Raw genomic sequence first — 26,142 nt, forward strand, 5'->3', positions numbered from 1 at the left:
GATACGGTGACTGCGGCCAGCGGGCCCGTGCGCGAGCCCCGAGGGGCGCCCAGGGAGGAGCGATCGATGCCCAAGCTGGTTGACCACCAGGCACGGCGGAGGGAGATCATCGAGGCCACTTGGGAGCTGATCGCCGAGCAGGGGATCGACAACGTCAGCGTCCGCGACATCGCGAAGGCCGCCTCGTATGCGGCCCCAGGAGCGCTCAACCACTACTTCGGATCCAAGGACCAGCTGCTCGCCGCCGCGTACCAACTGGTCTGTGACCGCACCGATGAGCGCATCGCGGAAGTCACCGCCGGCCGGACCGGACTGGAGGCGCTGGAGCTCATGTGCGGCGAGATCGTCCCCGCCGATCCGCTGACCCGGATCGAGGCGCGGGTCGCGCTCTCCTTCTGGCAGCGGGCTCAGCACGAGGAGGCGCTGCGTTCCATCGGCCGGACGGCGCTGGCCTCATGGAAGCAGCAGATCGTCGATTACCTCGAGGCGGCGACCGCCGACGGCGAGATCCGTCCGGCGGCCCCGTCCCTCATCGCCGACCAGCTCATCGCGCTGATGATGGGACTTCACGTCACGTCCATGCTGGACGAGGAGTTCCGTCAGGGCACCCTGCAGCTGGTCGCCGCGCACATCGAGACCTTGCGTCGATAGCCGCTCCACCGAGCAGGCCGACGGGGGCCCACGAAGGCCGAGGCCTACGATGGCCGCATGGCTGCCCTGTCTCCACGGTTGAGGGCGATCGTCGACGCCCTGCCCCTGCGCCTGGGTCTGCGCGTGATCGAGATCGGCTGCGGCCCGGGCGCGGCCGCGCGCGAGGTGACCGAACGGGTCGGCCCCAACGGCCACGTGCTCGCGGTCGACCGCTCCGCCAAGGCCATCAGCCGGCTCACCAGGGCGGCCGCGGACCTGATCGACGCCGGTCGGCTCACCGCCCGCCAGTGCCCGGCCGAACGGCTCACGCTCGCCGCGGGCGAGGAGCTCTACGACATCGCCTTCGCCGTCCGGGTGGGGGCGTTCGACGGCCGCCACCCCCGGGCCGGCGCACTCGCCCTCGAGCGGCTCAGCCACGCCCTCGCCCCCGGAGGCCGCCTGTTCGTCGACGGAGGCGACCCCCTGCGCGAGGTGGACGTCCCGGCCCGGCCCTGACTCCTCGGCCCCGAGTACTCGGAAGCAATCGGGTAGGCGGGGCGGGTCGCCCGACCCGCCTCCCACACCACCGGACATGCGGGCCCGCATCCGGCGGTTCGTCCAGCCGTCTCAGGCGGCGACCAGCCCGGCCATCACGGCCCAGGCCGATGGAACCGGCTCTTCGAGACTGCGCCGTGGCCGCCTACGCACCAGCGAAGGACTCTGAGGGAATGCACCCTCGCCGCCCCACGGTGGACCGGCTCTCAGACCGGATTACAGCGGTCCTTACAACCCGACCGAGCAAGTCCCGTCCTTCTGCTCCACTCGACGTTCAGCCCTTCCCGACCTCCCGGCCAGCACTATGGCCTCTGCTGACTTCTGCCCGGTCAGCCGACCCCTCGCGAGACCGACCGTCGGTGCGGCGACATACTCAGCACAACCGGCACCCAGGCAGACCTCCCCGGATGAGAACAGCCACTTTCCCTAGAGGACTTCCACCTCCAAGCAACTGCCCATGCCGGGCGTACCAACTGCCAAGCCCTGGGTTTGGTGCAGAGCCTGGTGTGTCCCGGGTTTTCAGGGGCAGCTCCGATGCCGTGCTCGGCGCGTGCAGGGCCCCGTACTCGGCGGGTGGGACGTGGCCGAGCTCGCCGTGCAGATCGGCTGGACGCCGAACTCCTGTTTGTGCCGGTCGACGAAGTCGGCCTTCACCGATGTGGGCGGGCCAGCTCCGCGGCGAAGAAGGCCGAGGCCGGTTTCAGGATCGCGTCGGCCCGCTTGAGCTCGCGGTTCTCCCGCTCCGGTTCGGCGATGCGCGCCGCCTCGTCGCTCGTGGTCCCCGGGCGCAGGCTCTCATCGGTCTCGGCGCGTTTGACCCAGGTCCGCAGCGCCTCGGGGTGGATACCGAGCTGCTCGGCCACGCGCCGGTAGGCGCCGGCCCGCGTGGCAGGGTCCTTGCGGGCATCGACGGCCATTCGTGCCGCGCGCTCGCGCAGCTTCTCGGGGTGCTTCCAATGCCACGTGGTTAGCGCGGTGCAGCCGGCAAGTCCGCTGCCGGCTGAGGTTCCTGTTGGTCAGGAGCGGCCCGGTCCGGTGCGAGGATGCAGGTGGCCGGGGCAGGCGAGCGTGGTGATGGCGCACTGTTCGGACAACGAGACCTCTCGGGCAGGAAGACCTTGGTCGGCTTCCCCGCTCCACCAGGGCCCCGATCTCCTCAACGACGGTTGCCCTGAATCCTCCCCCTTGACAGCCGCACCGCCACGCTAACCACGTGGCATCGGGGTACTTCCTCGGTGCTGCCATGACTCTCATCCTTCCCGGGAATGGAAGCCTCCGTCACTCTCGGTCCGAGGCAGACCGGATCGACAACCGGAGTACCAGGGCTCCTCTCCGGTCTCTCGGCCGTGTCGCCTCCCGTGGTGGGCACTCTCGGTAATCCCGCCGCCGTCGCCGATCGTCCTGATCATGGAACCGGCGTCGCGGCCCGTTCGCGGACCCTCCGCCGCGCAACGCCCCGCACCCGCCAGGGCAACAAGCATCCGCTTGGTACGGGTATGGCAGAGTGGGCCCCGAACCGACCGGAGACCCGACATCATGGGCATCGCGGCGTCATCCCCGGCGTCAATGGCCATCGCGCACGCGAGAAGAAGGGACCCCTCCTCCTGATGCAGCTCCTGTCTCCGCTGCGGTTCGCCTGCGGGGCCACGGCGCCCAACCGGTTGGTGTTCGGGCCGCACGAGACCAATCTCGGGCGCCGGCGCGGCCTGTCCGAACGGCACACCGCCTACTACCGGCGCCGCGCCGCCGGCGGGGCCGGCGTCATCGTCACCGAGACCGCCTCGGTACACGCCGAGGACCACCCCTATGAGCGCGCCCCGCTGGCCGCCGACTGCGCCGGGGGCTGGGCCGAGGTCGCCGACACCTGCCACGCCGAGGGGGCGCTCGTCCTCGCCGGGCTGGGCCACACCGGCCAGCAGGGCAGCAGCGCCTACAGCCAGGCGCCGCTGTGGGCGCCCTCCCGGGTGCCCGATGCGGTGAGCCGCGAGGTGCCCATGGAGATGGACGCCGACGAGATCGCCGAGATCGTGACGGCGTTCGCGACGGCGGCGCGGATCGCGGTGCGCGCGGGCGTGGACGGCGTGGAGGTCAACGCCGGGCAGTCGAGCCTGCTCCGGCAGTTCCTCTCGGGGCTGACCAACCGGCGCGGCGACGGCTACGGCGGCGAGGGGCGGTCCCGCTTCGCACGCGAGGTGCTCGGCGCCGTCCGCGCGGCGGTGGGCGAGGGCGCGGTGCTCGGGCTGCGGCTGTCCTGCGATGAACTCGCTCCTTGGGCGGGCATCACCCCGGAGGCGGCGGTTCCCCTGGCGGCCGAGCTCGCCGATGCGGGGGCGCTGGACTACGTGGCCGTGGTGCGCGGATCGATCCACTCCGCGGGCGCCACCCGCCCCGACGGCCACACGCCGCCGGGTTTCAACAACGGCCTCACCCGGCTCGTGCGCGGCGGGCTGGCGGAACCGGTGGCGGTGTGCGCGCAGGGCTCGATCGTCGACCCGGCCATGGCCGAGGAGCTGGTGGCCGAGGGGACGGCCCAGCTTGTGGAGATGACCAGGGCCCAGATCGCCGACGCCGAGCTCGGCGCCAAGCTCGCGGCGGGCGTCGCCGAGCGGGTGCGGCCGTGCGTGCTGTGCAACCAGACCTGCCAGGTCCGCGATCCGCGCAACCCGATCGTCTCCTGCATCGGCGACCCCCGCAGCGGGCACGAGACCGAGGACGACCCCGACCCCGGCGCGCTCGCCGGCGCCGGTGGCCCCGCAGCCGGGCACCCGGTGGAGGTGCTGGTGATCGGCGGCGGACCGGCCGGGTTGGAGACCGCGCGGGTCGCCGCGGCGGCCGGGCACCGGGTCCGGGTCGTAGAGCGGCGGGAGCGGACCGGCGGCATGCTGCGGGTGGCGGCGGCAGGGGCGGGCCGGGAGCGGTTGGCGCTGCTCGCCGACTGGCTGGAGGCCGAGTGCGAGCGGCTCGGCGTCACCGTCGAGACGGGGTACCGGGCGAGCGCCTCCGACATCGACGCGCGGCTGGCCACCGGCGGCTCGGTCGTGGTGTGCACGGGCAGCGTTGCGGGCGGGCGCGAGTTCCGTGTCGGCACCGGCGTCAGCGTGCACGACGCGGCGGAGGTGCTGGAGCTGAGCGGGCAGGAGGGGCGCATCCGGCTGCCCGACGGCCCGGTGGCGGTGCACGACCCGGTGGGCGGGCCCGTCGCGGTGAGCGTCGCCGAGTCGCTGGCCGCCGCGGGCCGCGAGGTCACGCTCATCACGCCCGACCACGTCGCGGGGACGCAGCTCGCGCGCACCGGCGATCTCGCCCCGGCCGCCACACGGCTGGCCGGGGCGGGCGTGGCCGTGCTGAAGCGCTCCCGGCTGCGTGCGGCGGCCGCGGGCGCGGTCGAAGTGGAGCACGCGTTCACCGGCGAGCGCCGCGAGGTCGCGGCCGGGGTGCTCATCGACTGCGGTTTCCGGCTCCCCTGCGAGGGCCTGTGGCGCGGCGCGCGCCTGGGGCTGAGCCGCGCCGGTGACACGGTGGCTCCGCGCACCGTTCACGAGGCCGTCCTGGAAGGTCGCCGCGCCGCCCTCGCCATCGAGGAGGTCTATCAATGACCGTCCCGATCAGCCGCCCTTCTCCGCTTCGCCCCGCCCCGGCGGCACCCCGGCTCGTGCCGGGCCGTCCACAGGCCGGGAATTCTTCTGGAGGCCGAGGCGTGCGGGCTGGAAGGATTGTGAGTGGGGACCTCGTCTCTCCCCCACCCCTGGGGGCGCCCCCGGGGATAGGGGCGCTGCCGGTCGTGCGCGGAGGCCGCCGATGAGCGCCGGCGGGCGGTATTCGCACCTGTTCACGCCGCTGCGGGTGGGGCCGATCACGGTGACCAACCGCGTGGTGTTCAGCGCGCACCTCACCAACTACGCCGAGGACGGCCTGCCCGGCATCCGGCACGCCGCCTACTACGCGGCGCGGGCGCGCGGCGGCGCCGGGCTGATCATCACCGAGGAGCATTCCACCCACCCCACCGACCAGCCCTACGAGAAGCTCATCCACGGCTTCCGGCCGGAGGTGCTGCCCGGCTACCGCGCCATCACCGAGGCGGTGCACCGCGAGGGCGTGCCGATCCTGGCGCAGATCAACCACAACGGCGGGCAGGCGTCCTCGATGTACTCCCGGCTGCCGGTGTGGGCCCCCTCCCCGGTGGCCGATCCGCTGTTCCGCGAGGTGCCCAAGGCCGTGGAGCGGCACGAGATCTCCGAGATCATCGACGGCTACGGGCTGGTCGCGGGGCACTGCGCCGACGGCGGTTTCGACGGCGTGGAACTGCAGTGCTCGCACTCCTCCATCGTCCGGGGGTTCCTCTCCCCCGCCACCAACCGCCGCGGCGACCGCTACGGCGGGTCACCGGCCAACCGGGCGCGGCTGCTGCTGGAGCTGATCAGCGAGGTGCGGCGCAGCATCGGCCCCTCCCGCGTGCTGGGGGTGCGGCTGTGCGGCGACGAGCTCGTCGACGAGGGCACCACCCTGGACGAGGCCGTCGAGGTGGCGCGCATGGTGGAGGCCACGGGCAAGGTCGACTACATCAACACCTCGATCGGGGTCGCCACGTCGACGCTGTACATGGTCGAGGCGTCCATGCACGTCCCGCCGGGGTACGCGCTGTTCATCGCCAACGCGATGCGCCGGGCGGTCGACCTGCCGGTGGTGGGGGTCGGCCGGTTCACGGATCCGATGCAGGCCGACCGGGCGCTCGGCGACGGCCACTGCGACCTCGTGGGGGTGGTGCGCGGCCAGGTCGCGGACCCCGACTTCGCCGCGAAGGCGCGCGCCGGTTCGCCCGAGGCCATCCGCACCTGCCTGTCGTGCAATCAGGAGTGCGTCGGCCGGGTGGGGCTGAACCGCTGGCTGGGGTGCGTCGAGAACCCGCGGACCGGGCGCGGGGCCGCATCGCCGGAGGCCGGCCGGCCCGTGGCGCTGCCGACGCCGGGTCGGCGCGGCCGCGACGTGCTGGTGGCCGGCGCCGGCCCTGCGGGGTTGCAGGCGGCGATCGCGGCGGCGCGGGCCGGGCACAGGGTGCGGGTGCTGGAGGCGGAGGACGCGGCCGGGGGCCAGGTGCGGCTGGCCGCGGCCGCGCCCGGCCGCGCGGAGTTGGGCGGCCTGGTGCGCAACCAGCTCGCCGAGTGCCGCAGGTACGGGGTGCGGATCGACTACGGAGCACCGGTCGGCGCGTCGCTGGTGCGTCGGGAGGCGCCCGAGGTGCTGGTGGTGGCCACGGGTGCGCGGCCCGACCGGCCGTGGTGGGCGGGCGAGCACGCGCGGGTGGTCGACGTGCGTGACGTGGTGGCGGGCGTGGCGCGGCCGTCGGGGTCGGTGCTGGTCGTGGACGAACTCGGTTTCCACCAGGCCACGAGCGTCGCGGAACTGCTGGCCGACCGCGGCTGCGCGGTCGAGGTCGTCACGCCGGACATGGTGGTGGGCCGGGACCTCGGTCTGACGCTGGACCTGGAGAACTGGTGCGTGCGCGCCGCCGCGAAGGTGATCGTGGAGACCTGCGACCACGGCGTGATGGGGGTGGCGGCCTCCGGGGCGGAGCCGGGACGGCTCGAGGTGGCGCTGCTGCACCACCCGACCGGGACCCCGGTGCCGCGCACCGTGGACTGGGTGGTGTGCGCGGTGCCGCAGGCGCCGGTGGACGGCCTGTACCGGGAGTTCAAGGGGGAGCCGGGGATCGCGGTGCGCAGGGCGGGCGACTGCGTCGCGCCGAGGCGGGCGCACGCCGCGGTGATCGAGGGCGACCGGATCGGAGCGGCGCTGTGAGTGAGGCGGAGGACGCCGGGGCGGGTTGTCCACAGCCGGATGATCCGAGTGGCGGGGGTCCGGCCGGATCTCCGATTCTTGGGAGTGGGGGGGTTGACTCTCCCCCTACCCCCGAGGCGTCCTCGGGGATGGCCGCGGTTGTGCCGGTGCGCGAGGGTCGGCTTCCGGCGGGCGGTCTGGAGGTCGCCGCCGAGGCCGGTGACGCCGTGATTCTGGTCGGCGACGGCGCGGCCGCGGCGGCGGCCGGGCTGACCGCGGGCGCGCCGCGGGTGCTGGCGTGGGAGACCCCGGGCTTCCGGGCGGGTGCGTGGGCGCGGGTGCTCGCCGAGGTGTGCGCCGGTTTCGACGCGGTGCTGCTGCCGGCCTGTCCCGACGGCCGTGATCTCGCGCCCCGGCTGGCGGCGCGGCTGGGCCGTCCGTTGTTGGCCGGGGCCGTGGAGGTGGGGCCGGGGTTCGCGGTGCTGCCCCGCGACGGCGATCGCCGCAGCATCCGGGTCGGGTTGACGGGACCGGCCGTGGTGACGGTGCGGCCGGGCGCCGGCGGCGGGGCCGCGCGTGGAGGGGCCGGTGGCCGCGGGGTTCGTCCACAGCCCGGAAACCTGGTTGGCGCCGCGGGTTCCCGGTCGCCGATTCTTGGGAGTGGGGGGGTTGGTTCTCCCCCTACCCCCGGGGCGCCCTCGGGGACGGGGGCGGTTGGGCGGGTTGGGCTGATCACCGCCGAGACCGACGATGCGGGGGCGCACGACGCCGAGACGATCGCTGTGATGGCGCCCGATCCCGCCACGATGGATCTTTCGGAGGCCGGGCGGATCGTCGCCGGGGGCGCCGGGCTGATGGGCGGCGAGGACGGCGGGGCCGCGGCCTTCGCCCTGCTGTCCGAGGTCGCCACCGCGTTGGCGGCGTCCACGGGTGCCACGCGCGTGGTGACCGATGCCGGTCTTGTCCCGTTCGAGCGGCAGATCGGCACCGCCGGGACTATGGTGAGCCCTGTTCTGTACATGGCGATCGGGGTTTCCGGGGCGGTCCAGCACCTGTCGGGCACGGGCGATCCGGCGCACGTGGTGGCGGTGAACCTGGATCCGAGCTGCCCGATGATGGCCGCGGCCGACCTCGGCCTGGTCACCGACGCGCCGGGGCTGCTGGCCGCGCTCGCGCGGCGGCTGGGGGTCGATCCGGCCGCGGTGGATGCGCGCTTCGAGGGAGGGGACGCGGGTGACTCGCTTTGACGTGGTCGTGGTGGGCGCCGGGCCGGCGGGGTCGGCCGCGGCGATCACCGCGGCGCGTTCCGGGGCGTCGGTGCTGCTCGTCGAGCGCGGGCCGTTCCCGGGCGCGAAGAACATGTACGGCGGTGTCATCCACGGCCGGGTGCTGGACGATCTGGTCCCCGACTGGTGGGAGCGGGCGCCGGTGCAGCGGTGGGTGGCGCGCCGCTCCACGATGGTCATGACCGGTTCCCAGTCGCTCAGCGTCGAGTACCGCACGGATGCCTGGTCGCAGCCGCCCTACAACGGGGCGACGGCCTACCGATCGGAGTTCGATTCCTGGTTCGCCGGTGAGGCGGAGCGGGCCGGGGCGCGGCTGGTGTGCTCGACGACGGTCACCGGGCTGCTGCGCGCCCCTGACGGCACGGTGCGGGGTGTGCTGACCGACCGCGACGGCGGTGAGGTCGAGGCGGGCGTGGTGGTGGCCTGCGACGGGGTGAACTCGTTCCTGGCGAGGGAGGCCGGGTTGTACCCGGGTTTCAGCGCCGAGAACTTCTCGCTCGGCGCCAAGGAGGTGCTGGCGCTGCCCCGGGAGGAGATCGACAAGCGGTTCGGGCTGACCGGGCTGGAAGGGCTCGACATCGAGATGCTGGGGTGCACGCGGGGCATCCCCGGCGGCGGGTTCCTGCACACCAATGTCGACACGGTCGCGGTGGGCGTGGTGGTGTCGACGACCGCTCTGGCCGAGGCGAAGATCCGGCCGGAGGAGTTGATCGCGGGTGTCAAGGCGCATCCGTCGATCGCGCCGTACCTGCGCGGCGCCGAGCTCAAGGAGTACTCCGCGCATCTGATCCCCGAGGGGGGTTATGCGGCGATGCCGGAGTTGGCGGGCCCGGGGCTGCTGGTGTGCGGGGATGCGGCGGGGATGTGCCTGGCCGCGGGGCTGTGGCTGGAGGGGGTGAACTTCGCGATCGGGTCGGGCATGGCGGCGGGCGAGGTCGCGGCGCGCGCGGTGCGCAGAGGGGACGTGTCGGAGGCGGGGCTGGCCGGCTACCGCAGGCGGTTGGAGTCCGATTTCGTGCTTTCCGACCACGAGAGGTTCAGGGACGTGCCGGGCCTGGTGCTGTCGGAGCGGGTGCAGCGGCGTTATCCGCAGTTGGTTTGCGATGCGGCGGAGCGGTTGTTCACGGTGACGAATCCGCGTCCGAAGAAGGGGGTCGCCGCGGTGCTCAGGGAGACCGCGGCCGCGCACGGGGTGAAGTTGCGCGACCTGGCTCGGGACGGGTGGCAGATCTTGAGGAGGTTTTGATGGCGACGATGCTGGAGCGTCTGCGGCGGCGCCGGCGCGCGCGGTCCGATGGTCGGCGGCCCGGTGCGCCGGCCGCGGAGTCGCGTGCGGCCGCGGAGCCGCCGGAGTGGCCGGAGTACGCCTTTGCCGAGCGCATGGCGGCGGTGGAGTTCCGGGTCGCGGACGAGCCGCACATCGTGGTGGACACCGATGTCTGCCGGAGTTGCACGACCAAGGCGTGCGTGACCGCCTGTCCCGCGGATCTGTTCGTGCCGACCTCCGACGGCGGCATCCTGTTCAACTACGAGCACTGCTTCGAGTGCGGCGTCTGCTATCTCGTCTGTGACGGCGAGGGGGCCATCACCTGGTCCTATCCGCGGGGCGGTCACGGCGTGGTGATGCGGTGGTCGTGATCGTGTGGGCGCCGCGCCCGCTGGGAGGTTCCTCATGACCGTGGCCGTTGCGATCAAGCTGGTCGATCTGCGTCCCGAGATCGATCCGCTCTCGGGCACGGTGCGCGGCGGGCACCGGTGGGACCGGCACACGCTGGGGGTCTCCGCCGCTGATTGGGCCGCCGTGGAGACGGCGCTGCGCATCGGGTCGGCGTGGGGCCAGGAGGTGGTGGTGGTCAGTGTGGGGCCGCCGGAGGCCGAGGGGGTTCTGCGGGAGGCGTTGACGCTGGGGGCCGTGCGCGCGGTCCGGGTGGAGCTGCCCACGGCGGGTCCGCACGGTTCGGCGTCGAGTTCGACGGTCGCCGCGGCGCTGGCTTCGGTGGTGGGGTCTGAGGGGCCTGCGCCGGCCGGGCTGGTGGTGTGCGGCGCGGCGAGTCCGGATCGGGGCAGCGGTTCGGTTCCGGCGTTCCTGGCCGAGGAGTTGGGGGCGGCGCAGGCGCTGGGGCTGGTGTCGTTGGAGACCGCGGAGTCGCGGGGCCGCGGGGAGTTGCGCGGGGTGCGCCGGCTGGACGGGGGTGGGCGGGAGCGGTTGCGGGTCGCGGTGCCCGCGGTGGTCTCGGTGGAGGCGGGGGTCGCCGTGGTGCGGCGGGCTTCGCTGGAGGGTCTGCTGGGGGCGCGTTCGTCGGTGGTGGAGACCGCGTTGGCGCCGGCTCCGCGCGATGGTTTCTCCGGGTTCCCGCACCGGCCGGGCCCGTTCCGTCCGCGGCCTCGTGCGCTGCCGCGTCCGGATCCGTCGGAGGACGCGCGGCGGCGCGCGCTGGCGCTGGCCGGTGCGCCGGGCGGGCGGACCGCGCCGCGGGTCGTGACCGCCGATCCGGAGCGGGCCGCCGATGAGCTGCTGGATTATCTGCGGGAGATCGGTCTTCTGCCGCGCGGGGCCGGGGCGGGGTGATCGGGCGCGGGGCGTTTTCACCGCTGTTCTCGGCTTTGGGTTCTACCGAGGTTTTCATTGGTTGGGTGGGGTCGGGTGCTCCGGCGGCCACGGTCTGCTGTGCGGCCTTGCTGCCGGCCGGGCGGCGGGTGGCCTGAAGCCAAAAGCAGCGGCAAGGGCGGCGAGGGTCTGCGCGGGCAGGCCCGGCCGCGGGCCTGGCGCGACTTTTGCGCGTCTCAGTAGCGGCTGACCTGGTGTTGCCGTTGTCGTTGGCACGATTTCAGCGGCAAAGCGGTTCAAATCCGGTTCTGTGGTCAGGGGGACGGCAGGCACACGAGTGGTGAGTCGATGCGCTCTCGTGCGCCGGTGATCCGATACAGAGTGGGTGCCCCAGCGCCTTCCCCCGGGCGGATGCGCGGTTTCCGCCTGATCGCCGTCGCGGCCTCCGTTGTGAGGGAAGCGGAAGCCGCGGCATCGCGGAGTCCGACCCGCTCCGCCGGTGAGGCGCGCCGACCGGTTCTCCGCCTCGCTGTGGAAGGCCGGCCGGGGGCGGTTCCCGCCGATTCGGCGGGGTCGCCTCGGTTCCGCCACCGGTCCGCGTGCCGTGCCGACGGTCCGGATCACGCGCCCAGCGATGCGACGCCGTCCCAGAACGTCCGGCGGCGCGGTTCCCCCTGTTCCGTGCCGATGCGTCGGTGATCACGGACGCCCCCGAACAGATGCAGGTTGATCATGCTCGGTCCCGTACCACGGCACTTTTATGAGCCCGGCGCGTGTGTCCCCGATGCGAGCGAGGGTTCCGTCTGCGCCTTCACGCTGGGAACCGCCGGCGTCATCAGCGCCGATCCGCAGCCCGACGGCGCCTTCGTCTCCCCGGTCCGGCCGACGGCGGCGGGGAGCGGGCGCACTGGCCGTCATGTTTCACCGTCCCGGCCAAGACCTGGGCTGATCCGTCGGCGTCGGGTCCTCTGTCCGGCGCGTGTCCGGCCGCCGGGGAGGAGGGCGCGCCCACGCCGGCCGCGGCGGTCCGCGCACCGAGGTCCCGGTGTCCGCTTCCGGTGGTGGCGGCGCGGCTCGCCGCGGCGGGGTCGCGGGGTGTGGCGGTGGCTGATTCCCCGTGCTGGGCGGTGCTCGGCGGCGGTGCCGTGCACGCGCCGGAAAACAGGCGTGCGTTTGTCGTTACGCAGGAGTCCCGGGCGGGGGAAGATGAGTTCCACGGACGCCAGCGGCCGGTGGGGCGGGACCGGTTCCGGTGTGGCCCGCTGTGGACGGGTGAGGGCCTTCGGGGAGGACAGATGGAACCGGATACGCAGATGGCGCGCTTGTTCGCCGAGATGGCGCGCGAGCTCGCCGCGCAGGAGGCTTTGGACAAGACCCTGGAGCAGACGGTGCGGCTGGCGGCCGCGACCGTTCCGGGATGCGAGTACGCGGGGGTGTCGATCCTGGGGCCGGGCAAGCGGCTCGACACCCCGGCCTGCACTGCTTCCGTGGTCATCGACTGCGACCGGATCCAGTACGAGCTCGGTGAGGGGCCGTGCGTGCAGGCGGCGCGGGAGGAGGTGATCGTTGTGCAGGTCGACGATCTCGTTTCGGATCCGCGGTGGCCGCGGTTTGCCGCGCGCGCCGGTGATCTGGGCATCGGCAGTGTCCTGTCGTGCCAGTTGTCGACTTCGCGCGGCACTTTGGGTTCGCTCAACCTGTACGCCGCCGGTACGAAGGCCTTCGATGCGGCTTCGCGCGAGGTCGCGGTCATCTACGCCGCGCACGCCGGCATCGCGCTGGCCTCGATCCGGTTGGAGAGCGCGCTGCGTTCGGCCATCTCCAGCCGCCAGACCATCGGGGAGGCCATGGGGGTGCTGATGGAGCGGCACCGCATCAGTGCCCGGCAGAGTTTTGAGATGCTGTCGCAGGCGTCGCAGAACCTCAACATCAAGCTCCGCGACATCGCGGGCCGGGTCGCCCACACCGGTGTCGATCCGGGCCGTCTGACCCGGGACGACCTGTGAGGCGCCGCGCCGGGTCCGAAGGGCACGTGGGGGGCCGGCCGCGGTCCGGTCCCCCACGCTGTCCCACCGGTCTCTTGGAGTCGAATCCGGGGGGCTGTCCCCACGGTACTGTCCGGTTTCCGCCCGGCGCGGCGGCGATGACCTGATCGACACCCATCTGTGATCAGTGTTACAGGCGGCCGCCGGGCGATGGTGCGGTCACGTTGCGTCGTCGGCGCGGGGACGGCATCATGGGGTTACCGGAGAGTAGTTCTCCGTGGGTGTCCTCCCCCGGCGCCCCGCCGCGGCCGTGCGAGCGTTCTCCCCCTTCGAGCCCACGCACGGCCGCGGGCCGCTCCGCGGGTTTCACGGCGCGGTGCGGTACCTGAGTTCGGTGAAGGTGACGCCGAAGCGGGTCTTGGAGCGGCGGGTTCCGTCGGGGACCCAGCCGTGGCGTTCGTAGAAGGCCCGGGGGCGGTGGTTGTCGACGGCGGTCCACAGGGTGGCCTCGGCGTAGCCGCCGGAGCGGAAGTGCGCGAGGGCCTGCGCCATCAGAAGCCGGGCCGCGCCGCCGCCCCAGGCGTCGGGGTGGACGTAGAGCATGTGCAGTTCGGCGACGCCGCGGTCGGCGTCGCCGTCCTGGGATTCGCGGGTGACGGCGAAGCCGACGACGCGGCCGCCGTGTTCGGCGGCGAACACCGTCACCTCCGGTGCGCGAAGCGCCGCCGCGTAGACCTCCGGGCGCAGGGGCTCCGCGGCCAGCTCGCCGCCCGGCAGGAAGTGCGCCCAGCCGACCGCGGCGGCCGCGTGGAAGATCTCGCTCATCGCCCGGGCGTCGTCGCTACGGGCCGGGCGCACGGTCGTCATCGCCCCATCCTCGCACGTCCCTTCCGCCGGGAGACCGGGCCGGGGTGCGCGCCCCGCGCGGGCGGGGCGCGCCCGGGCTCAGCTCCGGCTGGACCTGCTCCAGATGTTGATCCCGATGTCCTGGGCGTGCGCGTCGATCTCGGCGAGCTCCTTGTCGGTGAGCTCGGGCGCGTGCACGGCGGCGATGCTGTCCTCGAGCTGGGCCACGCTGCTCGCGCCGATCAGCACCGAGGTCACGCGGCGGTCGCGCAGCGCCCACGCGAGCGCGAGCTGGGCCAGCGACTGGCCGCGCCGCTGCGCGATCTCGTTGAGGGCGCGGATGCGGCCGAGGCTGTCCTCGGTCAGCCAGTCCGGGGACAGCGACTTGCCCGCGCCGGCCCGCGACCCTTCGGGGATGCCGCTGAGGTACTTGTCGGTGAGCATGCCCTGGGCCAGGGGCGAGAAGGCGATGCAGCCGGCGCCTTCGCGCTCCAGCGCGTCGAGGAGCCCCTCCTCCTCGATCCAGCGGTTGACCATGGAGTAGGACGGCTGGTGGATGAGCAGCGGGGTGCCCATGTCGCGCAGGATCGCCACGGCCTGGGCGGTGCGCTCGGACGAGTAGGAGGAGATGCCGGCGTAGAGGGCCCTGCCCGACTTCACGGCCTGGTCCAGCGCCGCCATCGTCTCCTCCAGCGGCGTGTCGGGGTCGAAGCGGTGGCTGTAGAAGATGTCGACGTGGTCCAGTCCCATGCGCGCCAGTGACTGGTCCAGGCTGGCCAGCAGGTATTTGCGGGAGCCGCCCTGACCGTAGGGGCCGGGCCACATGTCGTAGCCGGCCTTGGTGGAGATCACGAGTTCGTCGCGGTAGGGGCGGAGGTCCTCGCGCAGGATCCGGCCGAAGTTCAGTTCGGCCGAGCCGGGCGGCGGGCCGTAGTTGTTGGCCAGGTCGAAGTGGGTGATGCCGAGGTCGAACGCCCGGCGCAGGATGGCGCGCTGGGTGTCCAGCGCGCGGTCGTCACCGAAGTTGTGCCACAGCCCCAGCGACACCTCCGGCAGGTCCAGGCCGCTGCGGCCGGTCCTGCGGTAGGGCATCCGGTCGTCGTAGCGGGCCGGGTCGGCCTGGTAGACGCCTGCGCTGGGCACATCGAGACGCGGAATGTCGGCTTTTCGCACCATGGGCGCCATTTTCCCACGTCGGCACCGCGCGCCCGTCCCGCACGGCGGCGGGGCGGGCGCGGCGGGCCGGGCGCGGTCAGAAGCCGATGTCCTTGCCCTTGGTGTGCCAGATGGAGACCACCGACGGGCGCGGGAAGTCGCCGTCGGGCCAGGTGCTGACGGGGTCGGCCACGGTGCCGCCGTCGCCGGGGTGCTGGGGGGCGATGAACACCGTCTTCTGGTCCTGGGTGATGTAGGGGCCGCAGCATTCGGCTCCGGCCGGGACCGTGGCGAACGTCCGCAGTTCACCGCGGTGCCTGCCCTCCACCGGCACGGCGTGCAGCGCGTCGTGGTTGCCGAACGTGCCGGGGTGGCCGTCGGTGGAGATCCACAGGTTGCCGCGGGCGTCGAAGGTGACGTTGTCGGGCGAGGAGATCGGGGAGACCTTGGACTTGTCGTAGCCGGCGAAGTAGGTGCTCTCGTCCTCGGGGTCGCCGCAGACGATCGGCACGATCCAGCCGAACGCCGTGGCGCCGGCGTCGTCGCCCTTCTCGGTGATCTCCAGGACGTGGCCGAACTTGTTGTTCGCCCGCGGGTTGACCTCGTCGGCCTGCTCGGGGGTGCGGGCGGTGTTGTTGGTCAGCGCGCAGTAGACCTTGCCGGTGACCGGGCTCGGCTCGAAGTCCTCGGGCCGGTCCATCTTGGTGGCGCCGACCGCGTCGGCGGCCTGGCGGGTGTGCACGAGCACCTCGGCGACGCTGAAGCCCTCGACGTAGCTGCGCTCGTTGTCGCACAGCCGGACCCACTCGCCGGAGCCGTCGAACCTGCCGTCGGAGGGCAGCGCGCCGGAGCCGTCGATCTCCTCGTCCGGGCTGTTGCCGGTGAACCTGGCGACGTAGAGGGTGCCGGAATCCAGCAGCGTGTCGTTGTGGCGGCGCGAGCCCTCGCGGTACCTCTTCGCGGTGACGAACTTGTAGATGTAGTCGAAGCGCTCGTCGTCGCCCATGTAGACGGCGACCCTGCCGTCCTCGGTGATGCGGGTGGTGGCGCCCTCGTGCTTGATGCGGCCGAGCATGGTGCGCTTGCGGGGCTTGTAGGTGGGGTCGAGGGGGTCGATCTCCACCACGTAGCCGAAGCGGTTGGCCTCGTTGGGGTGCTTGGACAGGTCGAAGCGCTCCTGCACCCGGTCGAAGCGCCGGTTGCCCTCCCGGGTGTCGCCGCTGGTGGCGATGCCGTAGCGCCGCAGCGCCGGCTTGGCCTCGGCGGGGGCGTCCTCGCCGCCCACGAAGTACTGGTTGAAGTTCTCCTCGCAGGTGAGGACGGTCCCCCACGGCGTCGTCCCGCCGGCGCAGTTGTTGAGCATGCCCAGCACCTCGGTCCCGGCGGGGTCGTCCTGGGTGCGCAGCAGCCGGTGGCCGGCCGCGGGGCCGGTGATCCTCATCGGCGTGGTGGCGGTGATGCGGCGGTTGTAGGGGCGCTCGCCCTTGGTGACCAGCTTCCAGGCGCCGGTGGCGCGTACGCGTTCGATCTCGACGATGGAGCCGCCGTGCGCGGCCAGGCCGACCTTGATCTGCTCCAGGTCTGCGGCGCTGCCGTCGGTGTAGCCGTCGAACATCAGCTCTTCGTTGGTGTACTCGTGGTTCACCCACAGCAGGCCGCGGCGGTCGTCGAGCTCGAAGAAGGCCACGTAGTCGCAGTTGTAGCCGAACTGCTTCTCCTGGGCCTCCCCGGTCTGGCCGGCGAAGTCGAACTCGGGGGCGTCGGCGGCGACCGGGTCGCCCCAGCGGATCACGACGCGGTGGTCGTAGTGCTTGGGGACGGTGACGGCGTCGACGGTGTTGGGCTCGACGGCCTTGAAGCCGAGGCGGGGGTTGGGGCCTCTTCCGCCGGGCGCGGCCAGCGCGGGGGTGAAGGCCCCGTTGAGGCCGACGGCGGTCGCGCCCGCGCCGACGGCGCCGGCGCGCAGCACGTTGCGGCGGGAGAGCACGCCGGCGTAGATGTCGCCGAAGTATTCGTTCGCGCTGGTGTTGGGCGCCTCGTGGAAGCAGGCGTCGCCGCAGCGGAAGCGGCAGGTGGCGCGGGATCTCCCTCCATTGTGGCCGATGAGGGGCAACAGTCGGCGGCGGGGCGCGGAATCAGACACTACTTCCTCCTGTCACAGGCGGGGGGACCGGCCCGGCGCGCGGAGTGTGGGAATCGCGGGGCGCCGCGCGGTAGGGCCGACCGTCGGGCGGACACAATCCGCCAAACGGCCGTCAGCCTGGCAAAACAGACACTCGGGGCGGTGAATCCGTGGTTAATGCGGCGACAACTTCTCGGCACGCGCTCACCTCCCACAACACCAGTAACTCATAGAACGGCTCCGGCGACCAGTAGTGACCCTCGGAGAGACGCCACTCCCCGGCGAACGGGCCGGTTGTCCACAGATTCCGGCCACCCGCCACCCCACCGAGGTCACCGGAAGTCAGTCCGCGTATCCTGACCGTGGACAGGAAGTCCGTAGCCGCGCAGTCCGACACCATCGCACACACTGCCCCACGCGTGACCACCCGCTTCCCTCGCGCCGTGACCTCCATGGCATCGGACGCCCGGCGGAGGGTCACCCCACGCACGTCATCCGCGGCTTGAACCCGACGTGACGCCGACGCACGTCGCTGGGGAGTGATCACCATGCCCGACGTCCCTACCGCGCAGCCGCAGGCGCACGTTCAGGTGCCCTTGCCGCGCACATGCTCCGCCCGTCCCTCCACCGACCCTCCGGCGAATCCCATGGAAGAGCGCCCCATTCTCCCGTCCGATGTCCACGGCGTAGCGGTCCGGCGCCGATTCCCTGGACTGGCCAACCAGATCAAGCACGCCCGGCGATTCGTGGAGCGCCAGCTCGGCTCGTCCCCCGAGATTCCCACGGCGACACTGCTCACCAGCGAGCTCGCCACCAACGCCCTCACCCACAGCGCCTCAGGCGCGCCCGGCGGCAAGTTCGAGGTGGCGGTCTACCTGGCCGAGGGCTGGACCCGGGTGGAGGTGCGCGACCTCGGCAGCCCCGAGCTGCCGCGCGCCCAGCACCGGGACCCCTACGACACCAGCGAGCACGGCCGGGGACTGGACCTGGTCGAGGCTCTGGCCGCCAAGTGGGGCACCGAGCCCCGCGACGGCGGGCTGGGTCGCCTCGTCTGGTTCGAGCTGACCTGGGAGCCCGGCGACGCCCTGCCGGCCGCCTAGCGCGCCTGCGGCACCGGTCCCGGCCTCGCGGGCCCGGACCGGCGGCCGCACCGCCCGCAGGACCGGGATCGCCGCGGACGGGCGCGGGCGGACATGACGAAGGGTCCCCCACATGGGGAGACCCCACTCGTCAGTACGCCCGGTCCTGCGGCATGGTCGATGGGCCATTGCCCATGCACTATGTGGCCTCCTCGGGGTCTGTGTCGGGGGTCGCGGGCAGCCGGTACTTCTCGTACAGCTCGCGGGCGTAGTCCTTGGCCTCTTGCGACGGCTCCTCGCCGAGTTCCTCGCGAACGAGCTCGTCAAGGTCGGTGTTGATGCGATCCATACGCGAAGCTTGCCCTCCATGGGGGCGCTATAACAAATCAGGGCCGCGCGGCGCGACGCCGACCGGGCGCCCGCCCCCCGTTCGGCCGCACCCGCGAAAGAAGCGCCGCGCCCCCGCCACCGGGGGACGCGGCGCTCGCCGGCCGTCTCTAGCGGGTCGCCGCCTGCTCCTGCTCGGTGCGCACGGCGTCGATCTTGGCCTCGCGCCGCTCCCGCCGGCGCTTGACCCGGCGCTCCTTGCGGCCCTCGGCCATGGCGTAGAGCACCGGGACCAGGATCAGCGTCAGCAGCGTGGAGGTGATCAGGCCGCCGATCACCACGATCGCCAGCGGCTGGGAGATGAACGCCCCGCCCCCGGTGATGCCCAGGGCCATCGGCGTCAGCGCGCCGACGGTGGCCAACGCGGTCATCAGGATCGGGCGGAGCCGGTGCCGCGAACCTTCGACGACCGCCTCGCGCAGTTCCATGCCCTCCTGGCGGTACTGGTTGATCAGGTCGATCAGCACGATCGCGTTGGTGACCACGACGCCGATCAGCATCAGCAGGCCGATCATCGCGGGCAGGCCGAGCGGGGTGTCGGTGATGAGCAGCAGCCCCAGGGCCCCGGTCGCCGCGAACGGGATCGACACCAGCAGGATCAGCGGCTGCATCAGGCTCTTGAACGTCGCCACCATGATGAGGTACACGATCGCGACGGCCGCCAGCATGGCGACGCCCATCTGGGCGAAGGCCTCGTTCTGGTCGGAGGTGACGCCCCCGATGGTGGCGGTGGCGCCTTCGGGCAGGTCGAGTCCGTCGAGGGCGGTCGCCAGCTCGGCCGAGACGGCGCCGAGGTCGTCGGCCGTCGGCGTCGCCGAGACGGTGGCGCTGCGCACGCCGTCGCTGCGGTTGAGCTCGGGCGCCTGCCGCACCTCTTCGACGTCGGCGACCTCGGAGAGCTCGATCTGCTCGCCGGCCGGCGTCGTGATCTCCAGGTCCTCCAGCGCCTGCACGCTGCCGGGTGCCTCGTCGACGCGCACGACCATGTCGCGCTGGACGTCGTCGACGGTCGCCGTGCCGACCGTGGCGCCCTGGAACGCCTCGCTGACGGCCTGGCCGATCCGGCCTTCGGTGAGGCCCTCCTCGGCGGCCTGCTCGCCGTCGACCCTGACCTCCAGGGCCGGCAGCTCCGCGGCGATGCTGCTCTGCACGTCGTCGGCGCCGGGGATGTCGCGGACGGCGTCCTCGACGGTGCCGGCGGCCTCGCGCAGCGTCTCGGAGTCCTCGGCCTTGACCTCGACCTCCAGGGTCGAGCCGCCCATGCCGCCGGTCTCGTCGACGGCGGGGGCGGACTCGGTGTCGACCTCGGCCAGGGTCTGGCGCAGCTTGTCCCGGTACTGCGCCTGGTCGCCGTCGGGGTCGGTGGTGATGGTGTACTGGATGGTGTCGGCGCTGCCGCCGCCCATCATCGCGGCCATGCCGCCACCGCCGATGGAGGACTGGTAGGACTCGATCCAGGCGAGTCCGTCGAGCTCGCCTTCGACCTTGCGAGCCTCCTCGTCGGCGCTGTCCAGGGAGGTGCCGACCGGCAGTTCCTGGGTGACGTAGAGGGTGTTCTGGCCCTGGTCGCCCAGGAAGTTGGTCTTGAGGTTGGGCACCAGCGCCATCGTGCCGACGAAGACCAGCACGGCCGCGGTCAGCGTGATGACGCGGTGCCGCGTGGACCAGCGGATGACCGGCAGGTACATGCGCTGCAACGGGGTGTGCAGCTCGCGCCGGTACTCCTCGGCCTTGATCTCCTCCAGCCGCTCCGGGGGCACCGTCTTGGGCCGCATGAACCAGTAGGCGAGCACCGGGATGATCGTCAGCGACACCAGCAGCGACGCGGCCAGCGCGATGCTGACGGTGACAGCGAACGGCCGGAAGATCTCGCCGACCTGGCCGCCGACGAAGCCGATGGGCAGGAACACCGCGATGGTGGTCAGGGTGGCCGAGGTGATGGCCGCCGCGACCTCGCGGACGCCGGTGTAGACGGCGCCGTAGCGGTCCTCGCCGTAGCTCATGTGCCGCTTGATGTTCTCCAGCACCACGATCGAGTCGTCGACGACCCGGCCGACGGCGACGGTGAGCGCGCCCAGGGTGAGGATGTTCAGCGAGTAGCCGAACGCCTGCATGCCCAGCATCGCGATCAGCAGCGACACCGGGATGGACACCGCGGTCACCACGGTGGAGCGGATCGACAGCAGGAACACCAGGATGATGATGATCGCGAAGGCCAGGCCCAGCGCGCCTTCCTCGGCCATGGCGACGATGGAGTCGTTGATGAAGGGCGCCTGGTCGAAGACGACGGTGATGTCGGCGTCCTCGCCGAGCAGCGGCCCGAGCTCGTCGAGCCGGTCCTGGACCGCCTCGGAGATCTCGACGGTGTTGCCCTCGGGCGTCTTGGTGATCATGACGCCGAGGCTGGGTTGGCCGTCGGTGCGGGCGATGCTGCTGGCCTCGTCGGTCTTGAGTTCGACGTCGGCGACGTCGGCGAGCTGGACCGGTTCGGGCGCGGCGGCCGCCGCGCCGGTCGGCCCCTGCGGCATCTGCGGGGCACCGGCGGAACCGGCGGAGGCGTCGCCGGGCATCAGCCAGATGTCCTCCACGTCCTCAAGGGACTCCAGCTGCCCGCCGGTGGTCACGGTGAGGGAGCGGCCGTCCTCGGTGATGTCGCCGCCGGGCGACAGGGTGCCGCTGGCCTGCAGCGCGCTGGTCAGGTCGCCGGTGCTGAGCCCGGCGTCCTCCAGCTCGTCGCTGTCGGGGGTGACGGTGACGGTGGACTCGCGCACGCCGGTGACCTGCACTCCGCGTACGCCGTCGATGGACTCCAGTTCGGGGACGACCTGCTCCTGCAGCGGTTCGGCGAGCGCCTGCTCGTCGCCCTCACCGCTGCCGACCGCGAGCATGACGACGGGCATGTCGTCGATGCTGAACGCCTGGACGTAGGGGTCGACGTCGTCGGGCAGCATCGGGGCGGCCTGGTCGACCGCCTGCTGCAGCGACCGGACCACGTCGTCGGTCGAGTCGCCGTAGTCGAACTCGACCATGACCGAGGAGGAGCCGGTGCTGGAGGTGGAGGTGTAGCCGGTGACGCCGGAGACGCCCTTGACCGCCTGCTCGAGCGGCCCGGTGATCTCGTTCTCCACGACCTGCGGTGACGCGCCCTGGTACTGGGCGCCCACCATGGCCATGGGGAGTTCGAGCGACGGCATGAGCTCACGTTTCGCGGATCCGGCGGCTATCAGGCCGAAGAGGATCGACGCGAGCGTGATCAGCAGGATGAGCGCCCGGTTGCCAAGGCTCATCTTGGCCAATCTGGACATGGAAGTGGTGCTCCTCGAAGGCTGTTCGCGCTGGTTACGGCTGCCGCTGCGACGAGCGGCCGAAATTCCCCTGCGCCACGCGGACACGGGGTACGGGGTTCCGCGCGGGGTTTGCCGGGCACGCACCTTTCACGATACTTCGTGTCACTTTAAAAATCACATCGAGGTGATACAAATCAGGGGAAGAATAGGGGTGTGTCAGCGGTGTGTCAGGGATGACGATGGAAGATGTGGCCGGCACGGAGAAGGACGAGCTGATCGAGCGGCTCAGGGAGCTGGAGCAGCGCCAGCTCAGGATGTTCGCGCGCGACCGGTCGCTGCCGCTGCTGACCACCTCGCTGACCATCCAGCAGTTGAAGGTGCTGCTTCGGCTCTCCCTGGACGGTGAGATGGCGGCCCACGAGCTGGCCGAGGGGGCCGGAGTGGGGATGGCCACCCTCACCGGCATCGTCGACCGCCTGGTCGCCCGGGGACTGGTGTGCCGCCGCGAGGACCCGCGCGACCGGCGGGTGCGCCGGATCGACCTGACGGAGGAGGGCCGCGGGCTGATGGCGGAGATGTCGGGCGCCGGCCACCAGCGCCACTACGCCGCCCTCGCCCGACTCGACACCGCCACGCTGGCCGACCTGGTCAGGGGTTTCGAGGCGCTGTGCGAGGCCCTGGAGGCGGAGTCGGCCGAAGAGGAAGGGGGCGGGTCCCGATGACCCGCGGCCTGCCGCGCCCGGAGGTCCTGCGGGTCATCGGCGATGTCGCCGGGATGGGCGGCTTCTTCGGCCTGTCGGCCGCCGATGCCGCGCCCTCGGAGCCCGGTCGGCACTCCTTCGCCGGGCTGTACTCCGATCCCCGGCTGCTGGACGCCCGGATCGGGCTGGTCCAGGAGCTGCACGAGCCCGCGGAGCCGCGGGTGTCGGCGTCGATCGCGTTCCTCGGGTTCGCGGCCTGGGTGTGCTCCCCCGCGCTCGCGTCCGCGTGCGGCGGCGCGCTGCTGGAGCTGCCTGCCGCCGAGCTGCACTGGAGGCACGAGCCCGGCCGGCCGATCGCGCCGGTCCTGGTGCGCCCGCGCGCCGCCGCGGCCGATCCGGGCGATCCCGCAGCGGTGGCCGCGGGGCTGCACCGGACGGTGGTCGAGGGGCACCTGCGGCCGCTGGTCGCCGCGGTGCGCGCCCGCGTGCGGGTGGCGGAGCGTCTGCTGTGGGGCAACGCGGCCTCGGCGGTCGGGGGCGCGGTGCAGATGATCTCGCGCGACCGGCCGGAGTGGGCCGGTGCGGCCGACGCGATCGCCACGGCCCTCATCGCCCGCGGCCCCATGGCCGGCCTGGGGACCACGGCCCGCCCCGACCCCGCACGGCCCGAGCGCTTCTTCGTGCGGCGCTCCTGCTGCCTGTACTACCGGGCGCCGCGCGGCTCCATGTGCGGGGACTGCTCGCTGCTGGAGCCGGCGACGATGCGGCGCCAGTGGCGGCAGGCCCTGGCCGAAGCGCGCTGAGCTGTTTTCCACAGATCCGCGATCGCGGTGGCGCGGGCGCGGTTCTCAGACGCAGCCTTGGGGTATGGACACCGCGCTCAGCCGGCCCGCACCGGCACCGTCTCGCCCGGCGGCACGTGGTCGGCGGCCACGCCCCACACCACGTCCAGCAGGTCCTCCAGCGCGTGGGCCAGCGACGCGTCGACGAGCGCGTAACTCACCTGCCGTCCGTGCGCGGTCGCGGTCACCAGGCCGCATTCGCGCAGGCAGGCGAGGTGATTGGAAACATTCTGCCGGGTAAGACCAAGCTGCTCGGCCACCTGTGCGGGATAGGCGGGACCGTCCAGCAGGGCCAGGAGCAGCCGGCATCTGGTGGGGTCCGCGAGGGCTCGGCCGAGGCGTTGGATCGCGGAGAGGCGCTGCTCGGAGGTCAACATGAAAACCATTGTACATAGTTTGCTGTATAGACAGCCTGGGCTGTATAAACAGTAGGGACTGAACAGTCCTCGGGCCGGCACGGCCGCCGGCCCCCGCGCGGCAACCGGTCCGCCGCAGCGGACTAGCCCGTCACACGAGGAGGCTTCATGGGCACCAGCCATGGCCACGGCCATGGACATGCGACCGCGGCCGCGGCCCATCGCGGGCGGCTGGTCCTCGTCCTGTGTCTGACCCTGGTCGTCATGGTCGCCCAGATCATCGGCGGTCTCGCGGCGGGGAGCCTGGCGCTGCTGGCCGACGCGGGCCACATGGCCGCCGACTCCTTCGGCATCGTCCTGGCGCTGTTCGCCGTGTGGATCGCGGCCCGCCCCTCCTGCGACAAGCGGACGTTCGGCTACCAGCGCGCCGAGATCCTGGCGGCCGCGGTCAACGCGCTGCTGCTGTTCCTGCTGTGCGGCTACATCGGCTACGAGGCGGTGCAGCGGGTCCTCTCCCCCGAGCCCGTCGCAGGCCCCGTCATGCTCGTGGTCGCCACCGTCGGGCTGGTGGTCAACCTGGCCTCCCTGCTCCTGCTGCGCCGCGGCCAGGCCGAGAGCCTCAACCTGCGCGGAGCCTACCTGGAGGTCTTCAGCGACATGCTCTCCTCGGTGGGCGTGATCGCGGCCGGACTGCTCATCTGGCTCATCGGCTGGGAGCGCGCCGACTCCATCGCGTCGCTGGCCATCGCGGTGTTCATCGTCCCCCGGGCCTGGAACCTGCTGCGCGAGGCGGTGCACGTGCTGCTGGAGGCCACCCCCCGCGACGTCGACCTGGAGGAGGTGCGCCGGCACCTGCTCGCCCAGCCGGGCGTACTCGACGTCCACGACCTGCACGCCTGGACCATCACCTCCGGCGTGCCGGTCATGTCCGCCCACGTGGTGGTCGACGAGGGCCGGCTCGGCGACACCGGGCGGATACTCGACGAGCTGCACGCGTGCCTGTCCGGGCACTTCGACGTCGAGCACTCCACCCTGCAACTGGAGCCCGCGGGCCACGTCGACCACGAAGGAGCGCGACACCAGTGATCTGAGGCCACACGGCGACCACGGGCGCCGGAGAACCCGGGAAGCAGCGGATGGCCGGTCCCGGCCGCGCCCCGCCGATCCGGTCGCCCTTGGACAAACCACCCATTGAGCTGGCATAGTCACGTGAGGATTCCGAAAAGGGTCCTCTTCGCGCGCCGGAGGAGGCGCGCACTGGGTGTGCCGGGAAGTCTGGTCGGCGATCGTACCGGCCATCGATTTTTCGGGGGGGGCACATCTCCATGACCAAGACCCGCGCTCCGCGTGCGCTCGGCGAGCTGCTGCGTGAGGACGCCGTCGGCGGCTTCCTCCTCATCGCCGGGGCCGCCATCGCCCTGATCTGGGCCAACTCACCGCTGGGCGGCGCCTACGAGGCCATGCGCACGTTCAGCTTCGGCCCCGAGTCGCTGCACCTGAACCTCTCGGTCGAGGCGTGGGCCGCCGACGGCCTGCTCGCGATCTTCTTCTTCATCGTGGGCAACGAGCTGAAGCAGGAGTTCGTCCACGGCGAGCTGCGCAACCCCCGCCGGGCGATGCTGCCCATCATCGCCGCCATCTGCGGCATGGTGGTGCCGGCGCTGGTCTACGTCGGGATCAACATCGGCCAGGGCGACGCGCTGCGCGGCTGGGGCATCCCGATGGCCACCGACATCGCCTTCGCCGTGGCGATCCTGGCGGTGGTCGGCCGCTACCTTCCGCCGGCCCTGCGCACGTTCCTGCTGACCCTGGCCATCGTCGACGACCTCGGCGCCATCGTGGTCATCGCGGTCTTCTACACCGACCACCTGGCGTTCCTGCCGCTGCTGGGCTCCGTCGCGCTGCTGGCGGTGTTCGGCTACCTGCAGCAGGGGCGCGGCCTCGCCGCGGCCCTGAACCGCTCCCCGGTCCCGAACTGGCTGGTCTACGTCCCGCTCGCCTTCGCCATCTGGACGCTGATGCACGCCAGCGGCGTGCACGCCACCATCGCCGGCGTCGCGATGGGCATGCTGATGCGCACCAAGCCCCTCGAAGGGGAGGACGCCGACCCCAGCCACCTGATCGAGCGCATGCTGCGTCCCTGGTCGGCCGGGCTCGTGCTGCCGATCTTCGCGCTGATGGCCGCGGGCGTCGCCTTCGAGGGCCTTGGCACGATGTTCACCGACTCGGCCGCCATCGGCGTGATGCTCGGCCTGGTCGTGGGCAAGCTGGTCGGCATCGTCGGCGGCTCCTGGATCACCACCAAGATCACCAAGGCCGAGCTCAATCCGGCGCTGAACTGGATCGACATCATCGGCATGGCGCTGCTGGCCGGAATCGGCTTCACGGTTTCCCTGCTGATCACCGAGCTGTCCTTCCCCGAGCATCCGGAGATGCTGGCCCACGCCAAGGCCGGCGTCCTCGTCGCCTCGTTCATCGCGACCGTGCTGGCCTCCGGCATCCTGATGGTGCGCAGCGCCCACTACCGCAAGCACGGCATGCCGGAACTCCGCACCGACTCCGGGGGCAGCATCGACTGACCGCCGACG

At 72.3% G+C, this 26,142-nt stretch carries 21 protein-coding genes; 14 read left to right on the plus strand and 7 right to left on the minus strand.

Features of this window, described 5'->3' with window-relative positions; all coding sequences use genetic code 11:
* Nucleotides 1–66 precede the first annotated feature (66 nt).
* Nucleotides 67–651, plus strand: a complete 585-nt coding sequence (locus HDA32_RS21470) for a TetR/AcrR family transcriptional regulator (protein WP_179644924.1) — start codon at nt 67–69, stop codon at nt 649–651.
* Nucleotides 652–708: 57 nt separating this feature from the next.
* Nucleotides 709–1,146: an SAM-dependent methyltransferase gene (locus HDA32_RS21475; protein ID WP_179644925.1), complete on the plus strand. Its 438-nt coding sequence runs from the start codon at nt 709–711 to the stop codon at nt 1,144–1,146.
* A 689-nt stretch (nt 1,147–1,835) separates the two neighbouring features.
* Here the strand turns inward: HDA32_RS21475 and HDA32_RS21480 are convergent.
* The gene (locus tag HDA32_RS21480) at nt 1,836–2,102 is read right to left on the minus strand and encodes a transposase (RefSeq protein ID WP_179644926.1); all 267 of its coding nucleotides are present in this window, start codon (nt 2,100–2,102) and stop codon (nt 1,836–1,838) included.
* A 690-nt stretch (nt 2,103–2,792) separates the two neighbouring features.
* Between HDA32_RS21480 and HDA32_RS21485 the strand changes: the two genes are divergently transcribed.
* The 7 genes from HDA32_RS21485 (at nt 2,793) to HDA32_RS21515 (ending at nt 12,800) form a co-directional block, all read left to right on the plus strand.
* On the plus strand, nt 2,793–4,781 hold the full coding sequence (locus HDA32_RS21485; protein WP_179644927.1) for a mycofactocin system FadH/OYE family oxidoreductase 1: 1,989 nt from the start codon (nt 2,793–2,795) through the stop codon (nt 4,779–4,781).
* 202 nt (nt 4,782–4,983) lie between these two features.
* Nucleotides 4,984–6,981, plus strand: a complete 1,998-nt coding sequence (locus HDA32_RS21490) for a mycofactocin system FadH/OYE family oxidoreductase 2 (protein WP_179644928.1) — start codon at nt 4,984–4,986, stop codon at nt 6,979–6,981.
* Nucleotides 6,982–7,121: 140 nt separating this feature from the next.
* On the plus strand, nt 7,122–8,207 hold the full coding sequence (locus HDA32_RS21495) for an FAD-binding protein (protein ID WP_312863275.1): 1,086 nt from the start codon (nt 7,122–7,124) through the stop codon (nt 8,205–8,207).
* Complete coding sequence (locus HDA32_RS31520; RefSeq protein ID WP_312863276.1) at nt 8,194–9,492, plus strand: FAD-dependent oxidoreductase; 1,299 nt, start codon at nt 8,194–8,196, stop codon at nt 9,490–9,492. The genes HDA32_RS21495 and HDA32_RS31520 overlap by 14 nt, the downstream gene beginning before the upstream one ends.
* Nucleotides 9,492–9,884 carry a ferredoxin family protein gene (locus tag HDA32_RS21505; protein ID WP_218882543.1) on the plus strand — a complete coding sequence of 131 codons (393 nt, stop codon included), beginning with the start codon at nt 9,492–9,494 and terminating at the stop codon, nt 9,882–9,884. The genes HDA32_RS31520 and HDA32_RS21505 overlap by 1 nt, the downstream gene beginning before the upstream one ends.
* 34 nt (nt 9,885–9,918) lie before the next feature.
* Nucleotides 9,919–10,815, plus strand: coding sequence for a mycofactocin-associated electron transfer flavoprotein beta subunit (locus HDA32_RS21510; protein ID WP_179644930.1), 897 nt, complete (start codon nt 9,919–9,921; stop codon nt 10,813–10,815).
* Between the two features lie 1,274 nt (nt 10,816–12,089).
* Entirely contained in the window at nt 12,090–12,800 is a 711-nt protein-coding gene (locus HDA32_RS21515; protein ID WP_179644931.1) for a GAF and ANTAR domain-containing protein, read from the plus strand.
* A 345-nt stretch (nt 12,801–13,145) separates the two neighbouring features.
* On the opposite strand, the gene HDA32_RS21520 is transcribed toward HDA32_RS21515, so the two are convergent.
* The 3 genes from HDA32_RS21520 to HDA32_RS21530 form a co-directional block, all read right to left on the minus strand.
* Nucleotides 13,146–13,646 carry a GNAT family N-acetyltransferase gene (locus HDA32_RS21520; protein ID WP_179644932.1) on the minus strand — a complete coding sequence of 167 codons (501 nt, stop codon included), beginning with the start codon at nt 13,644–13,646 and terminating at the stop codon, nt 13,146–13,148.
* A 78-nt stretch (nt 13,647–13,724) separates the two neighbouring features.
* Complete coding sequence (gene mgrA, locus HDA32_RS21525; RefSeq protein ID WP_179644933.1) at nt 13,725–14,801, minus strand: L-glyceraldehyde 3-phosphate reductase; 1,077 nt, start codon at nt 14,799–14,801, stop codon at nt 13,725–13,727.
* Between the two features lie 76 nt (nt 14,802–14,877).
* Entirely contained in the window at nt 14,878–16,923 is a 2,046-nt protein-coding gene (locus tag HDA32_RS21530; RefSeq protein ID WP_179644934.1) for a PhoX family protein, read from the minus strand.
* Nucleotides 16,924–17,549: 626 nt separating this feature from the next.
* Between HDA32_RS21530 and HDA32_RS21535 the strand changes: the two genes are divergently transcribed.
* On the plus strand, nt 17,550–18,002 hold the full coding sequence (locus tag HDA32_RS21535; protein ID WP_246334444.1) for an ATP-binding protein: 453 nt from the start codon (nt 17,550–17,552) through the stop codon (nt 18,000–18,002).
* 178 nt (nt 18,003–18,180) lie between these two features.
* Here the strand turns inward: HDA32_RS21535 and HDA32_RS21540 are convergent, their stop codons facing one another.
* Together HDA32_RS21540 and HDA32_RS21545 are read right to left on the minus strand one after the other, a co-directional pair.
* Entirely contained in the window at nt 18,181–18,330 is a 150-nt protein-coding gene (locus HDA32_RS21540; RefSeq protein WP_179644936.1) for a hypothetical protein, read from the minus strand.
* A gap of 148 nt (nt 18,331–18,478) precedes the next feature.
* Nucleotides 18,479–21,673: an efflux RND transporter permease subunit gene (locus tag HDA32_RS21545; protein ID WP_179644937.1), complete on the minus strand. Its 3,195-nt coding sequence runs from the start codon at nt 21,671–21,673 to the stop codon at nt 18,479–18,481.
* 215 nt (nt 21,674–21,888) lie between these two features.
* Between HDA32_RS21545 and HDA32_RS21550 the strand changes: the two genes are divergently transcribed.
* Entirely contained in the window at nt 21,889–22,377 is a 489-nt protein-coding gene (locus HDA32_RS21550; protein WP_246334445.1) for a MarR family winged helix-turn-helix transcriptional regulator, read from the plus strand.
* A complete protein-coding gene (locus tag HDA32_RS21555) occupies nt 22,374–23,159 on the plus strand; it encodes a (2Fe-2S)-binding protein (RefSeq protein WP_179644938.1) in 786 nt (261 codons plus the stop codon). The genes HDA32_RS21550 and HDA32_RS21555 overlap by 4 nt, the downstream gene beginning before the upstream one ends.
* A 77-nt stretch (nt 23,160–23,236) precedes the next feature.
* On the opposite strand, the gene cmtR is transcribed toward HDA32_RS21555, so the two are convergent.
* The gene (gene cmtR, locus HDA32_RS21560; RefSeq protein WP_281370402.1) at nt 23,237–23,584 is read right to left on the minus strand and encodes a Cd(II)/Pb(II)-sensing metalloregulatory transcriptional regulator CmtR; all 348 of its coding nucleotides are present in this window, start codon (nt 23,582–23,584) and stop codon (nt 23,237–23,239) included.
* 138 nt (nt 23,585–23,722) lie between these two features.
* Between cmtR and HDA32_RS21565 the strand changes: the two genes are divergently transcribed.
* Nucleotides 23,723–24,640 (plus strand): cation diffusion facilitator family transporter, encoded by a 918-nt coding sequence (locus HDA32_RS21565; RefSeq protein WP_179644940.1) that lies wholly within the window; start codon nt 23,723–23,725, stop codon nt 24,638–24,640.
* A gap of 239 nt (nt 24,641–24,879) precedes the next feature.
* On the plus strand, nt 24,880–26,133 hold the full coding sequence (gene nhaA / locus HDA32_RS21570; RefSeq protein ID WP_179644941.1) for a Na+/H+ antiporter NhaA: 1,254 nt from the start codon (nt 24,880–24,882) through the stop codon (nt 26,131–26,133).
* Nucleotides 26,134–26,142: the final 9 nt, after the last annotated feature.

Origin of the sequence: Spinactinospora alkalitolerans, from assembly GCF_013408795.1 — a bacterium.
Taxonomy (GTDB): Bacteria; Actinomycetota; Actinomycetes; order Streptosporangiales; family Streptosporangiaceae; genus Spinactinospora; species Spinactinospora alkalitolerans.

Bases quoted from the DNA above. Each gene is read 5' to 3' on its own strand.
- HDA32_RS21505 (WP_218882543.1), top strand. From the start codon at position 9,492: ATGGCGACGATGCTGGAGCGTCTGCGGCGGCGCCGGCGCGCGCGGTCC.
- HDA32_RS21510 (WP_179644930.1), top strand. From the start codon at position 9,919: ATGACCGTGGCCGTTGCGATCAAGCTGGTCGATCTGCGTCCCGAGATC.
- HDA32_RS21480 (WP_179644926.1), bottom strand. From the start codon at position 2,102: ATGGCCGTCGATGCCCGCAAGGACCCTGCCACGCGGGCCGGCGCCTAC.
- HDA32_RS21490 (WP_179644928.1), top strand. From the start codon at position 4,984: ATGAGCGCCGGCGGGCGGTATTCGCACCTGTTCACGCCGCTGCGGGTG.
- HDA32_RS21565 (WP_179644940.1), top strand. From the start codon at position 23,723: ATGGGCACCAGCCATGGCCACGGCCATGGACATGCGACCGCGGCCGCG.
- HDA32_RS21540 (WP_179644936.1), bottom strand. From the start codon at position 18,330: ATGGATCGCATCAACACCGACCTTGACGAGCTCGTTCGCGAGGAACTC.
- HDA32_RS21485 (WP_179644927.1), top strand. From the start codon at position 2,793: ATGCAGCTCCTGTCTCCGCTGCGGTTCGCCTGCGGGGCCACGGCGCCC.
- nhaA (WP_179644941.1), top strand. From the start codon at position 24,880: ATGACCAAGACCCGCGCTCCGCGTGCGCTCGGCGAGCTGCTGCGTGAG.
- HDA32_RS21550 (WP_246334445.1), top strand. From the start codon at position 21,889: ATGACGATGGAAGATGTGGCCGGCACGGAGAAGGACGAGCTGATCGAG.
- HDA32_RS21520 (WP_179644932.1), bottom strand. From the start codon at position 13,646: ATGACGACCGTGCGCCCGGCCCGTAGCGACGACGCCCGGGCGATGAGC.
- HDA32_RS21545 (WP_179644937.1), bottom strand. From the start codon at position 21,673: ATGTCCAGATTGGCCAAGATGAGCCTTGGCAACCGGGCGCTCATCCTG.
- HDA32_RS21555 (WP_179644938.1), top strand. From the start codon at position 22,374: ATGACCCGCGGCCTGCCGCGCCCGGAGGTCCTGCGGGTCATCGGCGAT.
- cmtR (WP_281370402.1), bottom strand. From the start codon at position 23,584: ATGGTTTTCATGTTGACCTCCGAGCAGCGCCTCTCCGCGATCCAACGC.
- HDA32_RS21475 (WP_179644925.1), top strand. From the start codon at position 709: ATGGCTGCCCTGTCTCCACGGTTGAGGGCGATCGTCGACGCCCTGCCC.
- mgrA (WP_179644933.1), bottom strand. From the start codon at position 14,801: ATGGTGCGAAAAGCCGACATTCCGCGTCTCGATGTGCCCAGCGCAGGC.
- HDA32_RS21515 (WP_179644931.1), top strand. From the start codon at position 12,090: ATGGAACCGGATACGCAGATGGCGCGCTTGTTCGCCGAGATGGCGCGC.
- HDA32_RS21470 (WP_179644924.1), top strand. From the start codon at position 67: ATGCCCAAGCTGGTTGACCACCAGGCACGGCGGAGGGAGATCATCGAG.
- HDA32_RS21535 (WP_246334444.1), top strand. From the start codon at position 17,550: ATGGAAGAGCGCCCCATTCTCCCGTCCGATGTCCACGGCGTAGCGGTC.